Raw genomic sequence first — 18752 nt, forward strand, 5'->3', positions numbered from 1 at the left:
CCGGCTCAGGCCAGGCTGCGGCAGTACAGCGCGTCCGGGTACTTGAACGGCTTGCCGAAGCGGCCGGTGTAGGCGACGCCCGCCACGTACTCGTTCGTCGCGCACTGACCCTTGTAGTTGCCCGAGGCGAACTCGCCGCCGGGATTGCCCGCAGGTCGCGCGTCGCCCCGGTCGAACCACACCGTGCGGCTCGACGACGCACCGACCGGCGCCGGCGCGCACAACGCGCTTGCGAAGGTGGTGCCGCGCAGGCTGTACCCGACCATCATCTGCCCGGTCGGGCACTGGACCTTCGAGTAGCCGCCGGCCCAGTCGTACGACACGTAACGCTCGTCCCACACGACCGTGGCCGGCGCGCTCGGTACCACCGCGCCCGCGTCGGTGCACAGGCCGCGGCCGTCATGGTGGGACAGGCCGATCAGCCTTTGGCCGTCGGGGCACGTGCCCTTGCGGGCGCCGGTGTCCCAGTCCGGACGGGACCGCATCTCGAGCGACGCGTCGAAGTCGCCGTGGTCCAGGTTGAGCATCGACCAGTCGGCGACCGGTGCGATCCGTCCGGTACGGGCGGGCGCGGTGATCAGACGATTCCAGATCGGGGTGCGCCAGTCGCCCGGGTCCAGGATGCCGGCGCGGTTGCCGGCGGCATCCCAGGACACCAGGGACCAACTGTTCGGGACCCCGTCCCGCTGCCAACCCACCAGCGGCCACACCGCGAAGTCGGTGTCCCGGCTGATCAGATGGTCCACGAAGTTGCCGAACCACGCGCGGGACTGCGGGTTCGTCTCGGTGAATCCGTCGCCGAACTCGCTGATCCACAGCGGTGCCGTGAAGTGTTGCCCCTCGGTCGTGACGAAGAACGCCTGTCGATCCAGCGTGGCCCGAAGCTCGGTGAGGGAGAGCTCCTGGTAGCGCCAGTCGTGCGTCTCGCCGGTACCGGTCGCGCCGGTGTGGTTGGGCCCGGTGTAGCCGTAGAAGTGCGCCGAGTAGACCAGCTTGTGCGCGTTCACGAGCGTGTGCGAGAGCGTGTTCGCGGGCTCCAACGTGGGGCGCCCGTGCGGGAGTCCGTCCAGCGGGATGCCCTGCCAGTTGATCCCCTCGACCACGATCAGCAGATCCGGATTGGCCTCGGTCAGGATCCGGTCGCCCACGTGCTGGGACGCGGCCTGCCAGTCCTTGTCGTTGCCCCAGCCCCAGTTGGGGTCGTCCCACGTGTTGCGGCGGACCTCGTTGTACAGGTCGGCGCCGACGACGCGCTTGTTGTCCCTGTACCTGCGGGCCATGAACAGCCAGTCGTTCTCCCACGTCTCGGTGGACTGCGACGTGTTCCAGCGCTCGTTGCCGTCGAGGCCGCAGCACCAACGGGACGTCGTGGTGTGGTTGTTCATGACGACCGCGAAGCCGGCGTCGGTGAGCGCGGTGACCACGGCGTCGTAGACCTGAATCGGGGTCCTGCCGCGCAGTTGCGGGTTGGCGGCGACGGAGGCGTCCGTGACCGGCGTGCTCTTGTGGATCATCTCGTTGGAGAACTGGAGCCGGATGCTGTTCAGTCCGAGCTGCCGGAAGTTGTCGACGACGGTCGGGATCGCGACGCGATCCAGCCCCATCGGCATCTCGTGGGAGATCTCCTTGTCGTGATAGTCGGCCGGGTCCTCGATGTCCCCGGAGCCGCCCCAGGTACCCGAGGCGCCGTGCCAACTACCGGATTTGAGCTTGAAGCGGTTTCCGTCGGCGTCGACGATCCACCGCCCCCGAGTGCTGAGCGGTGGGGTCCACGACTCGGCGAGGGCGGTGGTGACGGTGCCGGGCGCGCTCGGCGGCGGCCCTGCTTTCGCGGTGGTCGGGACGAGTAGGGCAGCGGCCAATGTGGTCAGGGCGGTGCCTATGACGACGGGTCCGACACGGTTTCTGGTCAAGGGTTCCCTGTCCCTAATGTGAGGTGGCTCTCGCGGGCTGTCGCAGTATCGGTGCGGGAATCGTTCCGCACCAGTACGCGCGGTTACTACTCCGTATTGCCGACCGTAGAAGGCAGTTCGACGCGACCCGCGACGCGGTGACACGGGAACCGTTCGCCCGGCGCCGACGACAAAGACCGCCTGGAGGCCGTCGGTCGGCCCGAAGTCCTCGTCGCCGCGGGGCACCCCGAACCCTGGGCACACTCCGCCCGTGGACGGACGACTCGCGGGACTTCGTCGCCGGGACGAGACCGGCGCACGAGGCCGGGTGCGCGGCGATGGGGAACGGCGTGTCGAGGACGGGTGCGTGACGGTGACGATCGTCGGGATCGGTCAGCGCGGGATGTCGATCGGGGGCAGGACGTCGGCGGTGGGGGTGAAGCGGGTCGGGGTGGCGAAGGTGCCGGTGGTGGGCGGGGGTTCGTGGTGATCGGCGGTGGAGTCGGTGCGGCGCAGGACGACCAGGCCGGCGATCGGTGGGGCCGGCGGGTCGGGGGCCAGGAAGGGCTCGTCGGTGACGCCGGCGAAGGCTTCGCGGGCCGTGGTCGCCGGGTCGGGGGCGGCGTACTCCAGGATGTCGGCGCCCAACCGGCGGCCGGTGTTGCGCAGGTGCAGGTAGGCCGTCGTGCAGTCCTCGCGCTCGGTGGTGCCGCCGGCCTCGGCCAGTGCCCGCTCGTAGGCGGCGTGCACCTCGGGCGGGGTGGCCGCCGGGGTGATGCCGAGGACGTCGTAGGGCGAACGCTCCGCTGCGGGCATGTTCGGTGCTCCGAGGTGTGCTTGGTGGGGACGATCGTTCAGTAGTAGCCGTGGATCCGGGCTCGGATCTCGTCCAGGATCTCCCGGGTGCCGTCCGTCGGGTGGTACTCGTTCGCGCGCTCCAGGTGCACGAGCGCCGTGTGGTTGTGACCCATGTTCGCCTGCCGGACCCCCTCGTTGTGCAGCGCCAGGGCCAGCAGCACGCTGTTCTCCGGGGTCAACGGGATCGCCTCCAGGGTCCGGATCGCGTCCTGGTAGCGCTCCTCGCGCAGGTACACCGCCACCAGCGCGTCCCGCAGCCTGGGCTCCTCGTACTCGCCGAGCGCCCGGGTGAGCACCTCGATCGCCTCGTACGCGCCGCCCTTGGCGAGCAGATCGTAGGCCCGGTCCACCACCACCACGATCCACGCCTCGCGCAGCGACTCGATCTCCAGGCCGCCGGCGATCTCGTGGCGCAGCAACTCCTCCGCGACCTCGTAGTGCCGCGCGTAGTAGTGGTTGAACGCCAACGCCCGGCGGGTGGGCGGGTCGTCGCCGTAGTGCCGGGCCTCCTCCAGCAGATCGATGGCCCGGTCGAAGTCGTCGTCCCGCTCGCGCGTTTGGGCCGCGTCCACCAACAGCGCGGCCACCCGGCGGCGCGCCTCGGCCGCGATCGAGGAGCCGACGATCGAGGCGCCCGGGATCGCCGGCCCCGAGGCCGCCACCGATTCCGGCGCTCCCGAGTCGGACGAGCCTTCGGCCGAACGCTCCGGCCCGCCGCCCGCGTCCGCGAGTTCGAGCGCCTCGCGCATCGCCGCCACCGCCTGCTCGCGCGCGCCGCCGCGCAACGCCAGGCGCTCGGCGCTCAGGAACAGCGCGTTGGTCAGCCCGATCCGACCCGCCTCGCCGGGATCGAGCGCGTACGCCTCGCGCATCGCCACCACCGCCTCCGCGACGGCCGCGTCGGTGTTCCTCGCCAACAACTCCATCACCAGCCCACGCAGCGCGCCGGCCGCCAACGCCCGAACCGACTCGTCCTGCGGAGTCAGCTCCAGCGCCCGGCGGACCAGCGCGATCGCGTCGCGGTACAGCTTGCCTTCATGCGCCTGCCGGGCGAGTTGCGCGTACGCCCCGGCCAACGCCTCGCGCAGACCCGGCCCGTCCGGAGCCAGCGCCCACGCGCGTTCCAACAGCCGCGCCGCCTCGGTGTGTTCGTGCGGGTCGGCGGCCAAAGCGGCCTGCGCGGCCCGGACTCCCACCTCGGCCGCCAGCCGCGTCGCATCGGCGGGGATCGGCGCGGCCTGCTCCAGACACGCCAGCGCCGGCGCCCACTCCGCGCGCTCGGCCAGATCCCGGGCCCGGGCCAGATGAGCCCGAGCCAGCAGCGCGGCCACCCCGGGTGTCGCGGCCGGCCCGGCCAACCCGGCCAGCGCGGTCAGCCCCGTGATCGCCTCGTCGAACCGGCCCGCGTCGATCAGGTGGTGGTACACACCCAACGGGCCGAGCAGCTCGGCGGTGTGCGGATCCACCGCCGCCGATACGGCGGCGGCCAGTTCGCGGCCCGCCGGCGAGCCGTGCTCGGGATCGGCGACCCGGGCCAGGAACAGCGGACCGCAGGCGATCGAGGCCGGCGCCGGCTCGGTCCGCGCGACGCGTTCGGTCGCGGCCACCTCCAACGCCCAGCGCTGGGCCAGTTCGCGATACAACGCGGCCACCGGACCCTCGCTCCGCTCGGCGCGCTCGCGCAACTCGCGATGCACCCGCTCGATCTGCCCGGTGCGCGCGGTGTCGATCCGCTCGTCGGATATCTCCCGGCCGGTGCGCGCCTCCAGGTCTATCCAGAACCTCGGGCTGTACAACACCGCGGCCCAAGTACCGCACACCAGTTGCCACATCGCGGCGGTCTGCCCCGCGTCGCCGGCCGATCCGGCGCGCAGCGCGGACAGCGCCAGACACTGGAGGTTGCGCACATCGGTGGGCACCGCGCGTTCCAGGTCGAGCCGGATCGCGATCGAGGCATCGTGCCGATCCGCGCGGGCGTGCGCGAGCGCCTGCCACGAGCGCAGCAGCGGTCGGGCCCGACGCACCTGTGGCAACTCCGGTACCAGCCGCGCGGCCCGCTCCACGTCCGCCGCCGCGGCGACCAGGTCGGCACTGTGCACGGCGGCCCGATGCACGTACACCCGCGCCGCGATCAGCCTGCCCTCGTCGCTCGCCCCGGGCCCCGCCAACAACTGCTCCAGGCCCGCCGCGGCCGCGTCGTGATCACCGCGCTGGGCACGCAACAGGGCCAACAGGTGGTGTGCCGAGGTGCGGTCGCCGCCGCGGGCCCAGCGGATCAGCTCGACCTCCGCCGCCTCGCTCGTCCCGGCCCGATGCGCACACGCGGTCAACGCGGCCAACATCGCGTCCACACAACCACCACAACGCGCCGGCAACGCGTCACCGGCGGCGCCGGTCCCACCGGGGCCGGCCGGCACCCCGTGGTCCGCGCAATAGGCCCGTCCGCATTGACCACAGGCCGCCCGCGCCGACGTCGCACAGCCCGCCGTCTCGCAGATCGCCGCCTGGGGATCCGGCTCCGGCGGCCCGGGGACCACCAGCGCCTGCCGGTACGCCTCGGCCGCGTCGCCCCACCGGCGCCCCCGCGCGGCATGCATTCCGCGCACCGCCCACGCGGCCGGTTCGGCCTCCGCCAGCGCCCCCAGCGGCACCGTGCCCGCGCCGAGCGCGAGCCGGGCCAGCGGTGCCAGATGGCCCACCCGCGGATCGGCCACCGGATCGAGCGCGGCCGACAACCGCACGGCGACCGCCGGTTCGCCCGCGTACAACGCCGCGATCGCCAGATGCACCCGGATCCGCCGATCGCCCGGCACCAGCGCGACCGCCGCGCCGAGTCGATCCCGCGCGCTCTGCAGCGGCGCGCCGCGATCGCGGCCGAACCGCAACAGCTCGGCGCCCTCGCGAAACAGCGTCTCGGCCAACGCGACGCGATACCCCTCGTGGTCGGGGAACGCCTCCCGGCACGCCTGCCAGTGCTCGCGCGCGAGCGCGTGATCCCCGGCGTCCAGCGCGGCACGGGCCAGCAGATCGCGCGCGGTGGCCACATTGTGCGTCCGGATCGCGTCGTTGACCCCGCCCGGCGCCGCCCACAACTCGTCCGCCCGCTCGACCCGGCCCAGTCGGGCGTAACCCAGGGCCAGATGGAAGCGCGCCGCGCCGGTCGGCTCGGTCCGCACCGGCGCCAGCACCTCGATCCCCTCCGCGAGCCGGCCCGCCGCGATCCGGGCCGCGCCCAGGCGCACCACGCCCGGCGTCCAGTCCGGCCGATCCGCCAACCCGCTCTCGTACGCCTCGGCGGCGCCCGGATGCTCGCCGGCGTGCTCGCGCACCAGACCCAGTCCGAAACGGGCCGGCACGTACCCCGGGTCGAGCCGCGCGGCGATCTCGAACTCGCGCCGGGCCAGCGTCCATTCGTCCTCCAGCACGGCCAGCGTCCCACGCGAGTAGTGCGCCCGCGGATCGCCCGGCGCGGCGGCCACCGCGGCCTCCGCGTCGGCCCGCGCCGCGCCCAGATCCCCCTCGTCCCGATAGGCGATGCCCCGGAACAACAACGCCTCGGCGGCCAACGGCGAATCGTCGTCCACCCGGTCCAACACGCGCCAGAACGAGGCGATCGCGTCCTGCCGCCGCTCGTCCCGCAAACGCACGCACGCCTGCCGATGATGCGCGAGCGCACTGTCGTCGCCCGCCGCGATCGCCGCCGAGAACGCCGCGTCGGCCGACCGGAGTTCGTCGGCCGCGCTGTAGGCGCGGGCGAGCAGATGGTGCTGCGCCGCGGTGCGCTCGCGGACCTCGGCCAGGTGCACCACCGCACGCGCCGCGTCGCCCTGCTCGAACAGCGCGCGGCCCAGCCCGAACCGGGCCCGCGCGTGCCCGGGTTCGGCGGCCACCACACGCTCGAAGCAGGGTGCTGCCGCCGCGAAGTCCTCGTCCTGGTCGTGCAGGATGCCCAGGGTCAGGTTGGCCGCGAGGTGCCGGGGTTGCTTCGCCAGCACCCGTCGCAACACCGGGAAGGCCCCGTCCCGTTCCCCCCGGGCCAGCGTGAGCGTCACGAATTCCATTTGTACGTCCGCGTGTTCGGGCAGCAGGTCGGCCGCCCGGCGCAGCGGCTCCAGGGCGGCCGCGTCCCGGCCGAGCGCGTGCTGGGCGCGGCCCAGCCCGAGCCAGCCCTGCGCGTGGGAGGGGGCCAGCGTGCAGGTGCGGGTGAGCAGGGCCACGGCGGCTTCCAGCGCCGCGTCCCGGGACACCTTGTCGGCGGGCTTGCGGCGCAGATGGGTCAGTGCCATCGCGTACAGCACCTCGGGCCGCTCCGGCTCGATGGTCAGCGAGCGTTCGAACGCCGCGAGCGCCTCGTCCGGCCGCCCGGCGTCGCGGTGCAGCCTGCCCAGCTCGTAGCCGGTGGCCGCGCGCGCCACGAGCCGGTCGGCGCGCTCGAACGCGGCGATCGCCTCGGCCGGCCGACCGAGGTCGCGCAGCGCGCAGGCACGGGCGTACACCGCCCATTCCAGCCGAGGTGCTCCCGCCTCGATCCGACCCGCGAGCTCCTCGACCGCGACCAGCGCCTCCCTGGACAGGCCGACGGCGACCACGCACCTGGCCTCCAGGAAGTCGTAGGCGAGATGGTCGGGGTCGGTGTCGGTGCGGGTGACCAGGTCCACGCAGATGGCGATGTCCAGCGCGTCCGGTCCCGGCCGCCGGGTCGCCTCGGCGGCGGTCAGCTCCAGCGCGGCGGCGGGCAGCGCGGTCAGCGCGAACGCGGTGCGGAACGCGGCGATCGCGTCCGTCGAGCGGCCCTGGCGGCCGGCCACCTCGCCGAGTCCGATCAACGCCCGGCCGCGGGTGCCGGTGAGCGTGTCCGGGGTGCCGGGCCGGACCAGCGCGTCCGCGACACGTCGATAGCCGCGCTCGGCCGCGGCGAGCCGGCCTGCCCGGTGCGCGGCCTCGGCCTGGGTCAACAGGGTGTCGGCGCGGGCCGCGATCGAGGCGGGGCCTCGACGAATACCGAACCACATCAGGGCGGCCACCAAGGCGATGAGGGCCGCGACGGCGGCGAGTAGCGGGACCGTCATCGGGCGGCCCACGGGGTATGTCGAACTTTGTCGATCAACGGGTCCCCCGACCGTTCATCCCAACAACACCGTGCATGCAGATATCGAGCGCTCATGCTAGAACACCGATCCTCCGACTTTCAGGTGCCTGGTGGGCCCGGCTTGGGCAAAATCACGCCGCGCGCCGCCCCGGCGCCGTCGGGGCGGCGGCCGGTGCCGACTACGCTCGGTGGCCATGACCACCACACCGCCCCCGGATCGACCGACCGAACAGGATTTCCGCCGGCTGTTGGAGCACACCGGTGCCGAGATCACCCCCGGGCTGACCTCGGACGAGCTCGATTCGGTGGAAACGCGGTTCGATATCCGGTTCGCCGCCGATCACCGTCTGTTGTTGTCGGCCGGCCTGCCGATCGGGAAGGGTTGGCCGAATTGGCGCGATGGCAACGCGCGCGGCCTCAAGGCCCAACTGGGCTGGCCGGCCGAGGGCGTGCTGTACGACGTGGAGCACAACGCGTTCTGGCCGGCGGCGTGGGGGGCCCGCCCGGCGCAGCTTCGGCACGCGCTCAAGTCGGCGCGCTACCAGCTCGCGCGGGTGCCGACGATGGTCCCGGTATTCGGCCATCGTTACCTGCCCGGCATCGCGGGGCAGTGGGACCACCCGGTGTTGTCCATGATGCAGACCGACATCGTGGTCTACGGCGCCAACCTGGCCAACTACCTCGCGGTGGAGTTCGCCGACGGCAGCCCCGAACACGCACCGGTGACCGTGCCGTTCTGGTGCGACCTGGTCTCCTGAGCGGACCCGCCCGGCGCGCCCCGGCGCGGTGAACGCGGGCCGCGTCGGCCTCAGTCGGTGAGCCGGGTGTGATCGGCGTCCGGCAGCCAGTCCCGGGTCGGGTCGTGGTCGAGCCAGCGTTCGCGGGCGCCGATCCGGCCGAACTCGCGTAGCAGGTACGCCATTTGCGGGTGAGGGCGATCCGCGTTCCACAGCAGCGACCAGGCGTACAGCGGGGTGGGCTCGACCAGCGGGATGGAGCGCACCGCACGGGCGGCGGCGGGCAGCGCATGGTCGGCGGGCAGCAGCGCAAAGCACGTGGGGTCGGTACGCAACCGGTCGACGAAGTGCTCCAGGCCCAGGTTGGGCCCGGTGGCCCACTCGGTGATCCCGAACGTGTCGGCGAAACGTTTCAGGAAGTCGAGCCGGTCCACCGCCGCCGGGCACCACAACACACTGTCGCGCAGATCGCTCGGGCGCAGCGTGTCGGCGCCGGCCAGCGGGTGGCCGATCCCGACCACGGCGTCCACCGGTTCCAGCCGGACCAGCCGATGGGTCAGCCCGTGCGGTGTGCCGCCCGGCAGCGGATGCACCCGGCCGAAGCCCGTGTCCACGTCGCCCCGCACGATCGCGGCGGCGACGGTGGGCAGATCGCGGCCCGCGCCCGGTTCCAGGTCCAGCTCCGGCGCGGCCTCGATCACCCGGGCGAGCGTGCGCATCGGCGCGTACAGGTGACCCCACACGTCCAGTCGCACGCCGGGCCGCGCCTGTCGGAGCGCGTCGACCGCGAGGTCGGCGGCGGCCAGTGCCCGGCGGGCCGGTTCCAGGAAGCGGGCCCCGGCCTCGGTCGGGGCCACCCCTCGACCACCCTTGCCGCCCCGGTCCACCAGCGCGACGCCCAGCTCGTTCTCCAGTCGGGCCAGCCGCTTGGACAGCGCCTGCTGGCTGATCGCCAACTGCTCGGCGGCCCGGCCGAAGTGCCGCAGTTCGGCCACGGCGACGAAGGAACGAACCCGGGCGAGGTCGAGATCCATGCCGCCCACCATAGGTGACAACCAAAGGTTGTCAGTGCTGCCGGTCGGTTGTTGGACCCGGGTTCGGCTGTGGACGTTTCCTTGATCCCGACGGGGACGCCGAGCGGCGCACCCGGCCGGCCGACTCGGCCGGCGCACTCGCGCGGCCGGCCCGGAACCGAACACCCGATCCAGGAGCACCCCGAATGAAGGCGTTGACACCGACCGGAGCGACCGACACGTGGGTCGCCCACGAGGACGTACCGCAGCCGCGCCCGGGTCCGGACGAGGCGCTGGTCAAGGTCGAGGCGTTCGCGGTCAACCGAGGCGAGACCTTCCTGCTGGAGCACCCGCGCCCGGGACACCGACCGGGCAAGGACGTCGCGGGCCTGGTGGTCCAGGCGGCGGCGGACGGATCGGGGCCCGCGGCGTGCACGCGGGTGGTCGGGCACCCGATGGCCGGCGGTTGGGCCGAGTACGTGGCCGTCCCCACGTCCGCGCTCGCGCCGATCCCCGAGTCGGTTTCCGCCGTCCGGGCCGCGGCGCTGCCGCTGGCCGGGTTGACCGCGCTGCGGCTGTTGCGCACGGCGGGACCGGTCGCGGGCCGTCGGCTGCTGCTGACCGGGGCGTCCGGCGGGGTCGGCCACTACTTCACCGAACTCGCGGCCGGCGCCGGTGCCGAGGTCACCGCGGTCACCCGGTCGCCGGAGCGGGGTCGGCGGCTGATCGAACTGGGCGCGACCGGGGTCGTGCACGATCTCGACGACGCGGTCGGTCCCTACGACGTCGTGCTCGAATCGACCGGCGGCACCGAACTGCCCCGAGCGTTGGTCCGGTTGCGTCGACGCGGGCTGTTGATCTGGTTCGGCCAGGCCAGTCGCACGCCGATCACCCTCGACTTCTTCGATCTGTTCGCCGGGCCCGAATCGGCGACGCTGCGGCACTTCCACTACCTGGACTTCGACACCCCGTACGCGACCGATCTCGCCACGCTGGTCCGCCTGGTCGACGGAGGGCGGCTGCATCCGGAGGTCGATCGGATCGCCGACTGGTCCGAAACCGGATCGATCCTCACCGCGCTGCGCGAACGCCGGGTGCGCGGCAAGGCCGTACTGACCATTTCCTGACGCCGATCCCGATCCTGATCCGGCCTGACCCGGCTCTCCCGGGTGGGCCGACCGACACGTTTTGGAGTACGCGATGAACACCACGACCACCGCCACCACCGCCGCCGCCAAGGACGTCGTCATCCGCTATGTCGAGGCCGTCGCCGAAGGCGATCTCCCAAGCATCCGGGCGAGCTTCGCCGAGGACGCCACCTGGACCTACCCCGGTGAACTGCCGATCTCCCGCACCTGGGTCGGCCGGGACACGATCGTCGACGACTTCCTCGGCGACGTCGGCGCGCTCCTGCGACCGGAGACCGTGGCGATCCGCCTGGTGTCGGTGCACGCGGACGGCGACCGGGTGTTCGCCGAGTGGACGTCGGACGCGGTGGCGGTCACCGGCGTCGAGTACCACAACCGCTGCCTGGGGATCTTCGTGGTCGCGGACGGTCGGATCACGTCGGTGCACGAGTACGCGGACACCGGGCACACGGCGCGCGTGCTCTTCCCGGACCACGTGGCGGCCTGACCTGGGCGACGTGGGCTCCGAGGCCGAGTTCGACACCGACACCGACACCGACACCGACACCGACACCGACACCGACGCCGACGCCGACGCCGACACCGATTTCGAGTCCGACACCGATTCCGACTCGCCAAGCAAGAGAGCGCTGCCTTCGCCATGACCTCGTCTTCCGGCACCACCGTTTTCGAACTGCCCGCATTCCTTCCGCAGTTCACCGCAGGCAACCGCTCCCGGGCGATCGTGTGCGGACTCGACCCGTTCGAGTACGACCGCGTCGTCGGCGGACTCGACACCCTCCGCGACTGGCTGCCCGCGTTCCGCCGGGTCGGCGAGACGTACCGCGCGGCGGGCGAGCGGTACGCGGCGGACGGGCACATCGTGTCCGCGGGCGACGCGTTTCGTACCGCCGCCCGCTGGTTGCACTGTGCCACCTTCCCGCCGCTCGCCGACCACACGCGCACCATCGCGGCGGCGCGCGAGGCGGATGCGGCGATGGGGCGGGCGTTCGCATACCTGGACCCGGGCGCGACGCGGATCGAGGGGGAGGGGTTCGCCGGCTGGTTGCGCCGGCCGGTCGGGGCGACCGGGCCGGCCCGGGTGGTGGTCGTGGTACCCGGCCTCAATTCCGGCAAGGAGGAGTTCCACGCCGTCGACGAAGCCCTGTTGCGGCGCGGCGTGGCGACCTTCTCCTTCGACGGGCCCGGCCAGGGCGTGCTGGTCGACACCGCGCCCCGGGCCGACTACCACCGGGTGGTCGGCCGGGTGATCGACGCCTTGGCGACCCGTACCGACCTCGACACCGGCGCCGGCGTCGGCCTGATCGGGATGAGCCTGGGCGGCTTCTACGCGATCCTGACCGCCGCGCACGAACCACGCGTGGCCGCCACCGTCGCGGTCAGCGGCCCGTACCGGCTCGATTGGGCGGAACTGCCCTTGTTCGTCCGGGAGACGCTCACCGTGCGAACCGGGTCCGTGGGCGCCGCCGAGGAGTTCGTGCGCGGCGTCGATCTGGCCGGCATCGCCTCGGGCATCGGCACGCCGTTGTGGGTGGTCGAAGGCGACGATGACGTCACCCCCGGCGTGCTGCCGGCCGAACTCGCCGCGCACGAGGCGCCCTTGGGCGAGTCGCTGGTGCTTCCGCACGGCGATCACCTGCTGTGCAACGCCCAATCCGGCTGGGTCCCCGACACCGCCGACCGGCTCGTGGATCGACTCGTGGGTCGGCTCGGGGATCCGCTCGGCTAGGGCCTGTCCGGCCGGCGTCAGCCGGTCAGGCCCGCGTCGTGGGCGATCAGGCCGGCCTGGGTGCGGTTGGTGCAGTCGAGTTTGGTCAGGGTGCGGGACACGTACGCCTTGACGGTCGCCTCGGTGAGGTGCAGCCGGCCGGCGATCTGCGCGTTGGACAGGCCCTCGCCGAGGCAGCCCAGGATCTCCGCCTCGCGGTCGCTGAGTTCGCGGATCGCGTGCCGGGCCGCCCGCCGCGCGTTGTCGCGGGCCGCGCTCGCGCCGATCAGATTGCGCGCGGCGGCCGGCGACAACACCGTGTTGCCGTCGGCGGCCACCCGCAGCAGCGAGACCAGGTCCTCGGGCGGGGTGTCCTTGAGCAGGAAGCCCACCGCTCCGATGTGCAGCGCGCGGAGCACGTGGTCGTCGGTGTCGATCGTGGTCAGCACGACGACCTTTGGCGGGGCGTCGAGTCGGACCATCCGGCGCAGCGCCGAGAGCCCGTCCACGCCGGGCATGTGCAGGTCGAGCAGGACCACGTCGGGGCGGTGCCGCACCACCTGCTCCAGCGCCTCGGCGCCGTCGTACGCCTCGCCGACGATCTCGAGGTCCGGGGCGCCGCCGAGGATCGTGCGCAGGTGCGCGCAGACCATGCGTTCGTCGTCCACGAGCAGGAGTCGGATCATGCGGCACCTTCGTCGAGGTCTCGGTGGATGGTCGGGGGAGCGGCGATCGGGACGTGCGCGTCCACGACGAAGCCGCCGGCGTCGTCGGGGCCCGCGTGTAGTCGGCCGCCGAGGAGTTCGACGCGTTCGCGCAGGCCGAGCAGGCCGGTACCGCCGGTGCCGAGGTCGACGTCCGGGGGCCGTGCTCCCGCCGTGTTCGCGACGGTGACGCCGATGCCCTCGGCCGCGTGCCGAATCGACACCGCGACGTGCGCGCCGGGCGCGTGTTTGTGCACATTGGTGAGCGCTTCCTGCACCACCCGGCGCACGGTACGCACGGCGGCCGGGGCGTCGACGGCGGCCGGGGTGCCGCTCACGGTCAGCTCGATGGGTACACCGGCCGCCCGCGAATCGGCGATCAGATCGACCACGTCCACCCCGGTCGGCCCGCCGCCACGCGCGCTCGCGCCGGTCGGCGACGGGTCGTCCGGGTCACGCAGCACCGCCACCAACTCGCGCAGCTCGGCCAGCGCCTGGCAGCCGGTCAGGCGCAACTCCTCGGCGGCCGAACGCACGTTGTCGCGCTCGGCGATCGTGCGCAGCGCACCGGCCTGGAGCACCATCAGCGAGACCCGGTGGGTGATCATGTCGTGCATCTCGCCCGCCAATCGGCGGCGCTCCTCGGCGCGCGCCTGCCGGTCGCGTTCGACCTGTTCGCGCTCGACCCGCTCGGCGCGCTCGGCCAACGCGAGCAGCAGGCCCCGGCGCGAGGCCAGGTACATGCCGAGCAGCAGCGGGGTGCCGATGGCGATGAACTCGACGACCAGGTCCGAGCCGGACTGGGTCCGCCACGGTTCGCACGTGGTCAGCGCGAGCCCGGCGGCGAGTGCCCAACCCGCGCGCCGGGTCGGGGCGTACGCCCCGAGCGCGTAGGCGGAGAAGGGCCCGGCCAGGACCGGCCAGCCGAGCGAGAGGGCGAACACGACCCCGGCCGAGACGAGCGGCCGGCGCCGCCGCAACACCAGGGCGAGGCCGGCGGCGACCTGGACCAGGATCCCCCACCACGGCACATCGCTCGGCGTATGCCACCCGTCGGCGTCCAGCGGCCCGAGCGCGCGCAGCAACCCGGACAGGGCGGCGACCGACGCGGCGAGCAGGACGTCGAACACGACGGCGCGGGGTATCGACGCGGCGGGTGGGCGACGCACGTTCGGCACGTCCGTCAAGGTACCGGCACCGGTCCAGCGGTCCGGCCAGTCAGCGGGCGGGCCGACCGCGAGCCGGGCCCGGGGGATCCGGCGCATCCTCACTCGGTCCCGAGCGCGCCGAGCACCGACATGCGCGCCGCCCGCCGGGCCGGCCAGGCCGCCGCGAGCACGCCGACGCCGATCGCGCCGAGCACGAACAGGGCGATCCGCAGCCAGGGGATGGTCGCGCCGAGCGGCACGTTGCCCAGGTCGATGCCGCGCACCGCCAACACGCCCACCCCGACGCCCAGTCCGACTCCGAGCAGGCCCCCGAACAGCGAGATCAGCGCCGCCTCCAGGCGGATCAGGTCGCGCACCCGGCGGGCGTCCAAGCCGATCGCGCGCAACAGGCCGATCTCGCGGGTGCGTTCGAGCACGGACATCGCCAGGGTGTTGACGATGCCGATGACCGCGATCATGACGGCCATCCCGAGCAGGCCGTAGACGATGTTCAGGAGCAGGTCGATGCCGGCCGCGAGGCCCCTGCGCAGGTCGTTCTTGGATTGCACGCGCAGGGCCGGATCGGCGCCGAACGCCTCGTCCAGGGTGGCCTGGAGGGCCTTGGCCTCGCCCGGCAGGCTTCGGACGAACACCTGCCGGCCGACCGGGCGTTCCAGGTGCGGATCCAGGGTCGTGGTGGAGACCAGGTAGGGCAGCGCGATCGGGTTGGCCCGGAAGATGCCGCCGACGCGCAGCGTGCCCGGGGCTCCGTCGGGAAAGGTCACGGCTACCGTCGAGCCGACTTTCAGTCCGCGTGCCTTCGCTTCGGTCCGCTCCACGAACAGGTCGGTGCGCAGGGTTTCGGGGCCGCCCTCGACGAAGTCGAAGCGCATCACCGCGGGGCCCGCGACCGGGTCCAGGGCGGCCAGTTCGTGTTCGCCGCCGGCGATCTCCGCGGCGGCGGTGCGGTACACACTCGCGGCGGCGACATGTGGGAGGCGGCCGATCCGCTCCACGGTCGCGGGCGCGATCGGGTCGCGCAGCGTGGTGGACACCGCGTAGTCGGCGGTCAACCCGCGGGCCGCCGCGTGGTCGAGGCTGTCCTTCAACGACGCGCCGATCACGGTCAGTCCGGTGACCAGGAACAGGCCGATCATCAGGGCCGACGCGGTGGCTGCGGTACGACGCGGATCGCGCAGCGCGTTGCGGCTCGCGAGCCGGCCGGTCACCCCGAACACCCGGGTGAGCGGACGGGCGAGCAGGCCGATCACGGCCACGGACAACAGCGGGATCAGCATCAGCACGCCGGTCACGGCCACCATCCCGCACACCACGATCAGCACCGACTGGCCGTCGCCGCCGGGCGCGGTGCGCACGGTCGTGTAGCCGCCGCCCACGCCCAGCACGATCAGGAGCAGGCCGATCAGGTTGCGGCGCAGCAGCCCGGCCGGACCGGGCAGGTGCGCCCGGAGCGCGGCCATCGGGGGGATCCGGGCCACCTTGCGGGTGGGCAGCCACGCGGCGGCGACGGTGACGCCGACGCCCACGAGGAGCGACCACAGGATCGTGGTGGGCCGCACCACGAGCGGGCCGCGCGGCGGCTCGGCGTCGGTGCCGCGCAGCAGGGCCAGCAGCCCGGCGGCCAGCGCGATGCCCAGCAGCAACCCGAGCAGTGCGCCGACCAGCCCGGTGGCCAGCGCCTCGAAACGCACCGAGCGGGTGACCTGGCGACGGGTGGCGCCGACCGCGCGCAGCAGCGCGAGTTCGCGGGTGCGCCGGCCGATCAGCATGGTGAAGGTGTTGGTGATGATGAACGTGCCGACGAACAGCGCGATGCCCGCGAACAAGAGCAGCCCGGTGGCCAGTCCGGCGGTGCCTGCGGCGGCCAGTTCGCGGCGCTCGGAGGTCAGTTCGGCGCCGGTGACCGTCTCGGCGCCGGCGGGCACCAGGGCGCGGACGGCCTGGGGCAGTGCGGCGTCGGGCGTCTTGGTCTTGGGCGGGGTGGAGACGGTGATCAGGTCGTAGGCGCCGGGGGCGGCGAACAGGCGTTGCGCGGTGGCGGTGTCGAACAGGGTGAGGGTCGCGCCGAGCCGGATCCGGGCGTCGTCGGCGTGCACGGTGCCGACGAGGGTGGCGTCCAGGGTGCCGCCGCCGGCGACCACGCGCAGCCGATCGCCGACCCGGTAGCCGGCCGAGCGGGCCCCGGCGTCGTCGATGGCGACCTGCCCGGCGGCGGTCGGCGCGCGACCCGAGGTCACCCGGTACAGCGGATCGACGCCGTCCGGCCCGGGCGCGTGGTTGGTGCCCACCGCCTCCTCGACTCGGCCGACCAGGTCCCCCTTGCGGTCCACGACCACGGCGGGCCCGGAGACCGACCCGCGCACGGCCCCGACGCCGGGCAGCGCGCGCAACCGGTCCACCAGCCGCGCGTCCAGTGCCGGCCGGTCGGGCGTCCCCGGATCGGGATCGGCCCGGACACCGACGGCGACCCCGGCGAAGTCGTCGGCCGCAGCCGACGCGGACGCCTCGGTGATGCTGTCCTTGAGCGTGAGCACCCCGGCCACGAACGCGACACCGAAGACGATCGCGAGCACGGTCAGGGCAAGCCGCGTGCGCTGCGCGGCGAGAGTACGAAGAGCGTTCCTGAGCATGAGCAACGTCCTGAAGCCGAAAGGTTTTCCGTCCCACACGGGCCCGGCCCCACCACCCTCACGCGCCGCCGACCGCCCTCGATACGGCCGGGCGGAGGCCACCGCCATCCACGATCGCCACGGCGACGGTCCGATCGGACCGAGACAACCAACGAAGGCATCGCCTGCGATCCGACGGGTCGACCGGGTATCGGTGCCGATGGTTGTCAAAATCGTGTTCGAGTGTGGGCTCTTCGCGTATGCGCGGCGTATGAACGACTCGGGTGACGTCGGGGGAGTCCCTACTCTCGTGGAGAGGTCCTGTTCGGTTCGGTTCGGTTTGGTCCGGTTGTCTCGCTGCCGGATCGACGTGCACGGCGTGACTCGCCGGTCGGCCGGCGCTCGACCTCACACCGGCAACGAGTGACTGCCAACCGTGGCGCGTGGACCTGTCGGGTCGAGGGGGCGAAGTCGCGGCGGCTGCCCCGAGTCCGAGTCCGAGTCCGAGTCTCCGAATCCGAGTCCGAGTCCGAGTCCGGATGCTTTGTCTCGACCGGGTGATGGCGTTCGATCGGGTAGCCGAGACGACTTCGCGGAACACGTGAATACCGCGCCGATCGCTACATGCGAAGGAGAGTGCCCGATGCCTTCCGGCCCCGTTCGTGGAGACCGTCTCGAAGAGCTGCGCGCGACGATCGAGTCCACTCACCGCGCCCTCGGCACGATGCGTTGGCGCACGGCTCGACTGTGCCACGAACCCTCCGAGGACCGCCTGCTTCGCGAATTGCACGTGGTTTCAAAGGCGTTGCAGGAGCTGCTCCGGGCCGCCGAGTCGCTCGCCGCACCTACGGCGTCGCCTGGCCCGCCCGACGGAATCCGAGACCGGCGGGGACAAATGTTCCAGATGGCCGAATGATCGCGGCGCGGCACGCGGGGTCGTCCCGGCTCGGTGACGTGGCCGAAGGGCCGGAGCATGCCCCCGGGTTCTCGGTCGGTGTCAAAGTCTCGTGAGCAAACGGCGTTCCGGCTTGTTCCCGACCCGGGCCCGGCGGTCTGATCGTGGTGTGAGCGAATCTCCGGCATCGGCGATCGACGCCGGCCACGAGCGAGGGCTGCTCGTCGTGGTCGACTGCCGTCGATCCGGCGAGTCCGCACGCTTGGGCCGGGTCGGTCTGCGCCACGACGACGAGCCCCCTGATCCGGAGCGCGATCCGAGGCACGTCTGATCCGATGCGGCCGCCGACTTCTCGGTGGCGCGCCACATCGTTCCGTTTATGGCGGGCGCGTGATCCCGGTGGGTTTCCGACGGCGTGCACCGGAGGTGTCCGGCCGGCCTTCCGGCCCTCGTCTGGTTGCCTTCGGCTTCGGCCCTGGCTCCGCCTCCGGCTTCGGCTCCGGTTACGGGCAAGGACCGGGGCCGCCCGTATCAGGCGCCCCCGAACGAGAGAGCCACACCGCCCACCGATCCGCGACGAACCCCCCGCCCCCGTTGCTGCCCCTCGACCCGGCCCTCGACCAGGGCCGCGTCCTCGGTCGGCCGACTCTCGGCGCCCCCGCGCGGCGCGACCAGGGCTACGAGGCGCCGGATGGTCCCGACGCAAGGCGCGATGTGGGCAGCGACGGTGATGCTCCCCGCGCACGCGGGGTGTTGCTTGCCGGAAAGGTGCCGGCAACGGCGGAGCGGGTGGGTGCTTTCGTTAGGTCTGCCGAGGGGCTTTTGCGGATGGGTCGGCCGTTTCGGCGTGCGGTCGCGTCTTGGTCGGGTCGGGCGCGGGTGGCCTTGTGCTAAACGGTCGGCGTGGACCGGCGGAGATGGGCCCGGTCC

The 18752-nt window shown here is 73.0% G+C and carries 13 protein-coding genes; 6 read left to right on the forward strand and 7 right to left on the reverse strand.

What is annotated here, in order from left to right:
- Window positions 1-5: 5 nt before the first annotated feature.
- The 3 genes from ABZ374_RS19810 to ABZ374_RS19820 form a co-directional block, all read right to left on the reverse strand.
- A complete protein-coding gene (locus tag ABZ374_RS19810) occupies window positions 6-1913 on the reverse strand; it encodes a cellulase family glycosylhydrolase (protein ID WP_360312702.1) in 1908 nt (635 codons plus the stop codon).
- Window positions 1914-2285: 372 nt separating this feature from the next.
- Complete coding sequence (locus tag ABZ374_RS19815; RefSeq protein ID WP_360312704.1) at window positions 2286-2708, reverse strand: hypothetical protein; 423 nt, start codon at window positions 2706-2708, stop codon at window positions 2286-2288.
- 38 nt (window positions 2709-2746) lie between these two features.
- The gene (locus ABZ374_RS19820; protein ID WP_360312706.1) at window positions 2747-7819 is read right to left on the reverse strand and encodes a tetratricopeptide repeat protein; all 5073 of its coding nucleotides are present in this window, start codon (window positions 7817-7819) and stop codon (window positions 2747-2749) included.
- A gap of 214 nt (window positions 7820-8033) precedes the next feature.
- On the opposite strand from ABZ374_RS19820, the gene ABZ374_RS19825 reads away from it, so the two are divergent.
- The gene (locus ABZ374_RS19825) at window positions 8034-8597 is read left to right on the forward strand and encodes a hypothetical protein (RefSeq protein WP_360312708.1); all 564 of its coding nucleotides are present in this window, start codon (window positions 8034-8036) and stop codon (window positions 8595-8597) included.
- 50 nt (window positions 8598-8647) lie between these two features.
- Here the strand turns inward: ABZ374_RS19825 and ABZ374_RS19830 are convergent, their stop codons facing one another.
- Entirely contained in the window at window positions 8648-9610 is a 963-nt protein-coding gene (locus ABZ374_RS19830) for a LysR family transcriptional regulator (protein WP_360312710.1), read from the reverse strand.
- Between the two features lie 185 nt (window positions 9611-9795).
- Here ABZ374_RS19830 and ABZ374_RS19835 point away from each other — a divergent pair, with 185 nt between their 5' ends.
- The 4 genes from ABZ374_RS19835 to ABZ374_RS19850 all read left to right on the forward strand — a co-directional run bounded on the left by ABZ374_RS19835 (window position 9796) and on the right by ABZ374_RS19850 (window position 12466).
- Window positions 9796-10716, forward strand: coding sequence for a zinc-binding dehydrogenase (locus ABZ374_RS19835; protein WP_360312712.1), 921 nt, complete (start codon window positions 9796-9798; stop codon window positions 10714-10716).
- Window positions 10717-10789: 73 nt separating this feature from the next.
- Window positions 10790-11224 (forward strand): nuclear transport factor 2 family protein, encoded by a 435-nt coding sequence (locus ABZ374_RS19840; protein WP_360312714.1) that lies wholly within the window; start codon window positions 10790-10792, stop codon window positions 11222-11224.
- A 10-nt stretch (window positions 11225-11234) separates the two neighbouring features.
- Complete coding sequence (locus tag ABZ374_RS19845; RefSeq protein WP_360312716.1) at window positions 11235-11381, forward strand: hypothetical protein; 147 nt, start codon at window positions 11235-11237, stop codon at window positions 11379-11381.
- On the forward strand, window positions 11378-12466 hold the full coding sequence (locus tag ABZ374_RS19850; RefSeq protein WP_360312718.1) for an alpha/beta fold hydrolase: 1089 nt from the start codon (window positions 11378-11380) through the stop codon (window positions 12464-12466). Before ABZ374_RS19845 ends, ABZ374_RS19850 begins: the two co-directional genes overlap by 4 nt.
- Window positions 12467-12483: 17 nt before the next feature.
- Here ABZ374_RS19850 and ABZ374_RS19855 read toward each other — a convergent pair whose 3' ends face one another.
- The 3 genes from ABZ374_RS19855 to ABZ374_RS19865 all read right to left on the reverse strand — a co-directional run bounded on the left by ABZ374_RS19855 (window position 12484) and on the right by ABZ374_RS19865 (window position 16948).
- Window positions 12484-13131 carry a response regulator transcription factor gene (locus tag ABZ374_RS19855; protein WP_360312720.1) on the reverse strand — a complete coding sequence of 216 codons (648 nt, stop codon included), beginning with the start codon at window positions 13129-13131 and terminating at the stop codon, window positions 12484-12486.
- A complete protein-coding gene (locus ABZ374_RS19860; RefSeq protein ID WP_360312722.1) occupies window positions 13128-14327 on the reverse strand; it encodes a histidine kinase in 1200 nt (399 codons plus the stop codon). Before ABZ374_RS19860 ends, ABZ374_RS19855 begins: the two co-directional genes overlap by 4 nt.
- Window positions 14328-14416: 89 nt before the next feature.
- Window positions 14417-16948, reverse strand: a complete 2532-nt coding sequence (locus ABZ374_RS19865) for an FtsX-like permease family protein (protein WP_360312724.1) — start codon at window positions 16946-16948, stop codon at window positions 14417-14419.
- Between the two features lie 1043 nt (window positions 16949-17991).
- On the opposite strand from ABZ374_RS19865, the gene ABZ374_RS19870 reads away from it, so the two are divergent.
- Window positions 17992-18153 carry a hypothetical protein gene (locus ABZ374_RS19870; protein WP_360312726.1) on the forward strand — a complete coding sequence of 54 codons (162 nt, stop codon included), beginning with the start codon at window positions 17992-17994 and terminating at the stop codon, window positions 18151-18153.
- Window positions 18154-18752 lie beyond the last annotated feature (599 nt).

Origin of the sequence: Embleya sp. NPDC005971 (assembly GCF_040629175.1) — a bacterium.
In the GTDB taxonomy this organism is placed as follows: Bacteria; Actinomycetota; Actinomycetes; order Streptomycetales; family Streptomycetaceae; genus Embleya.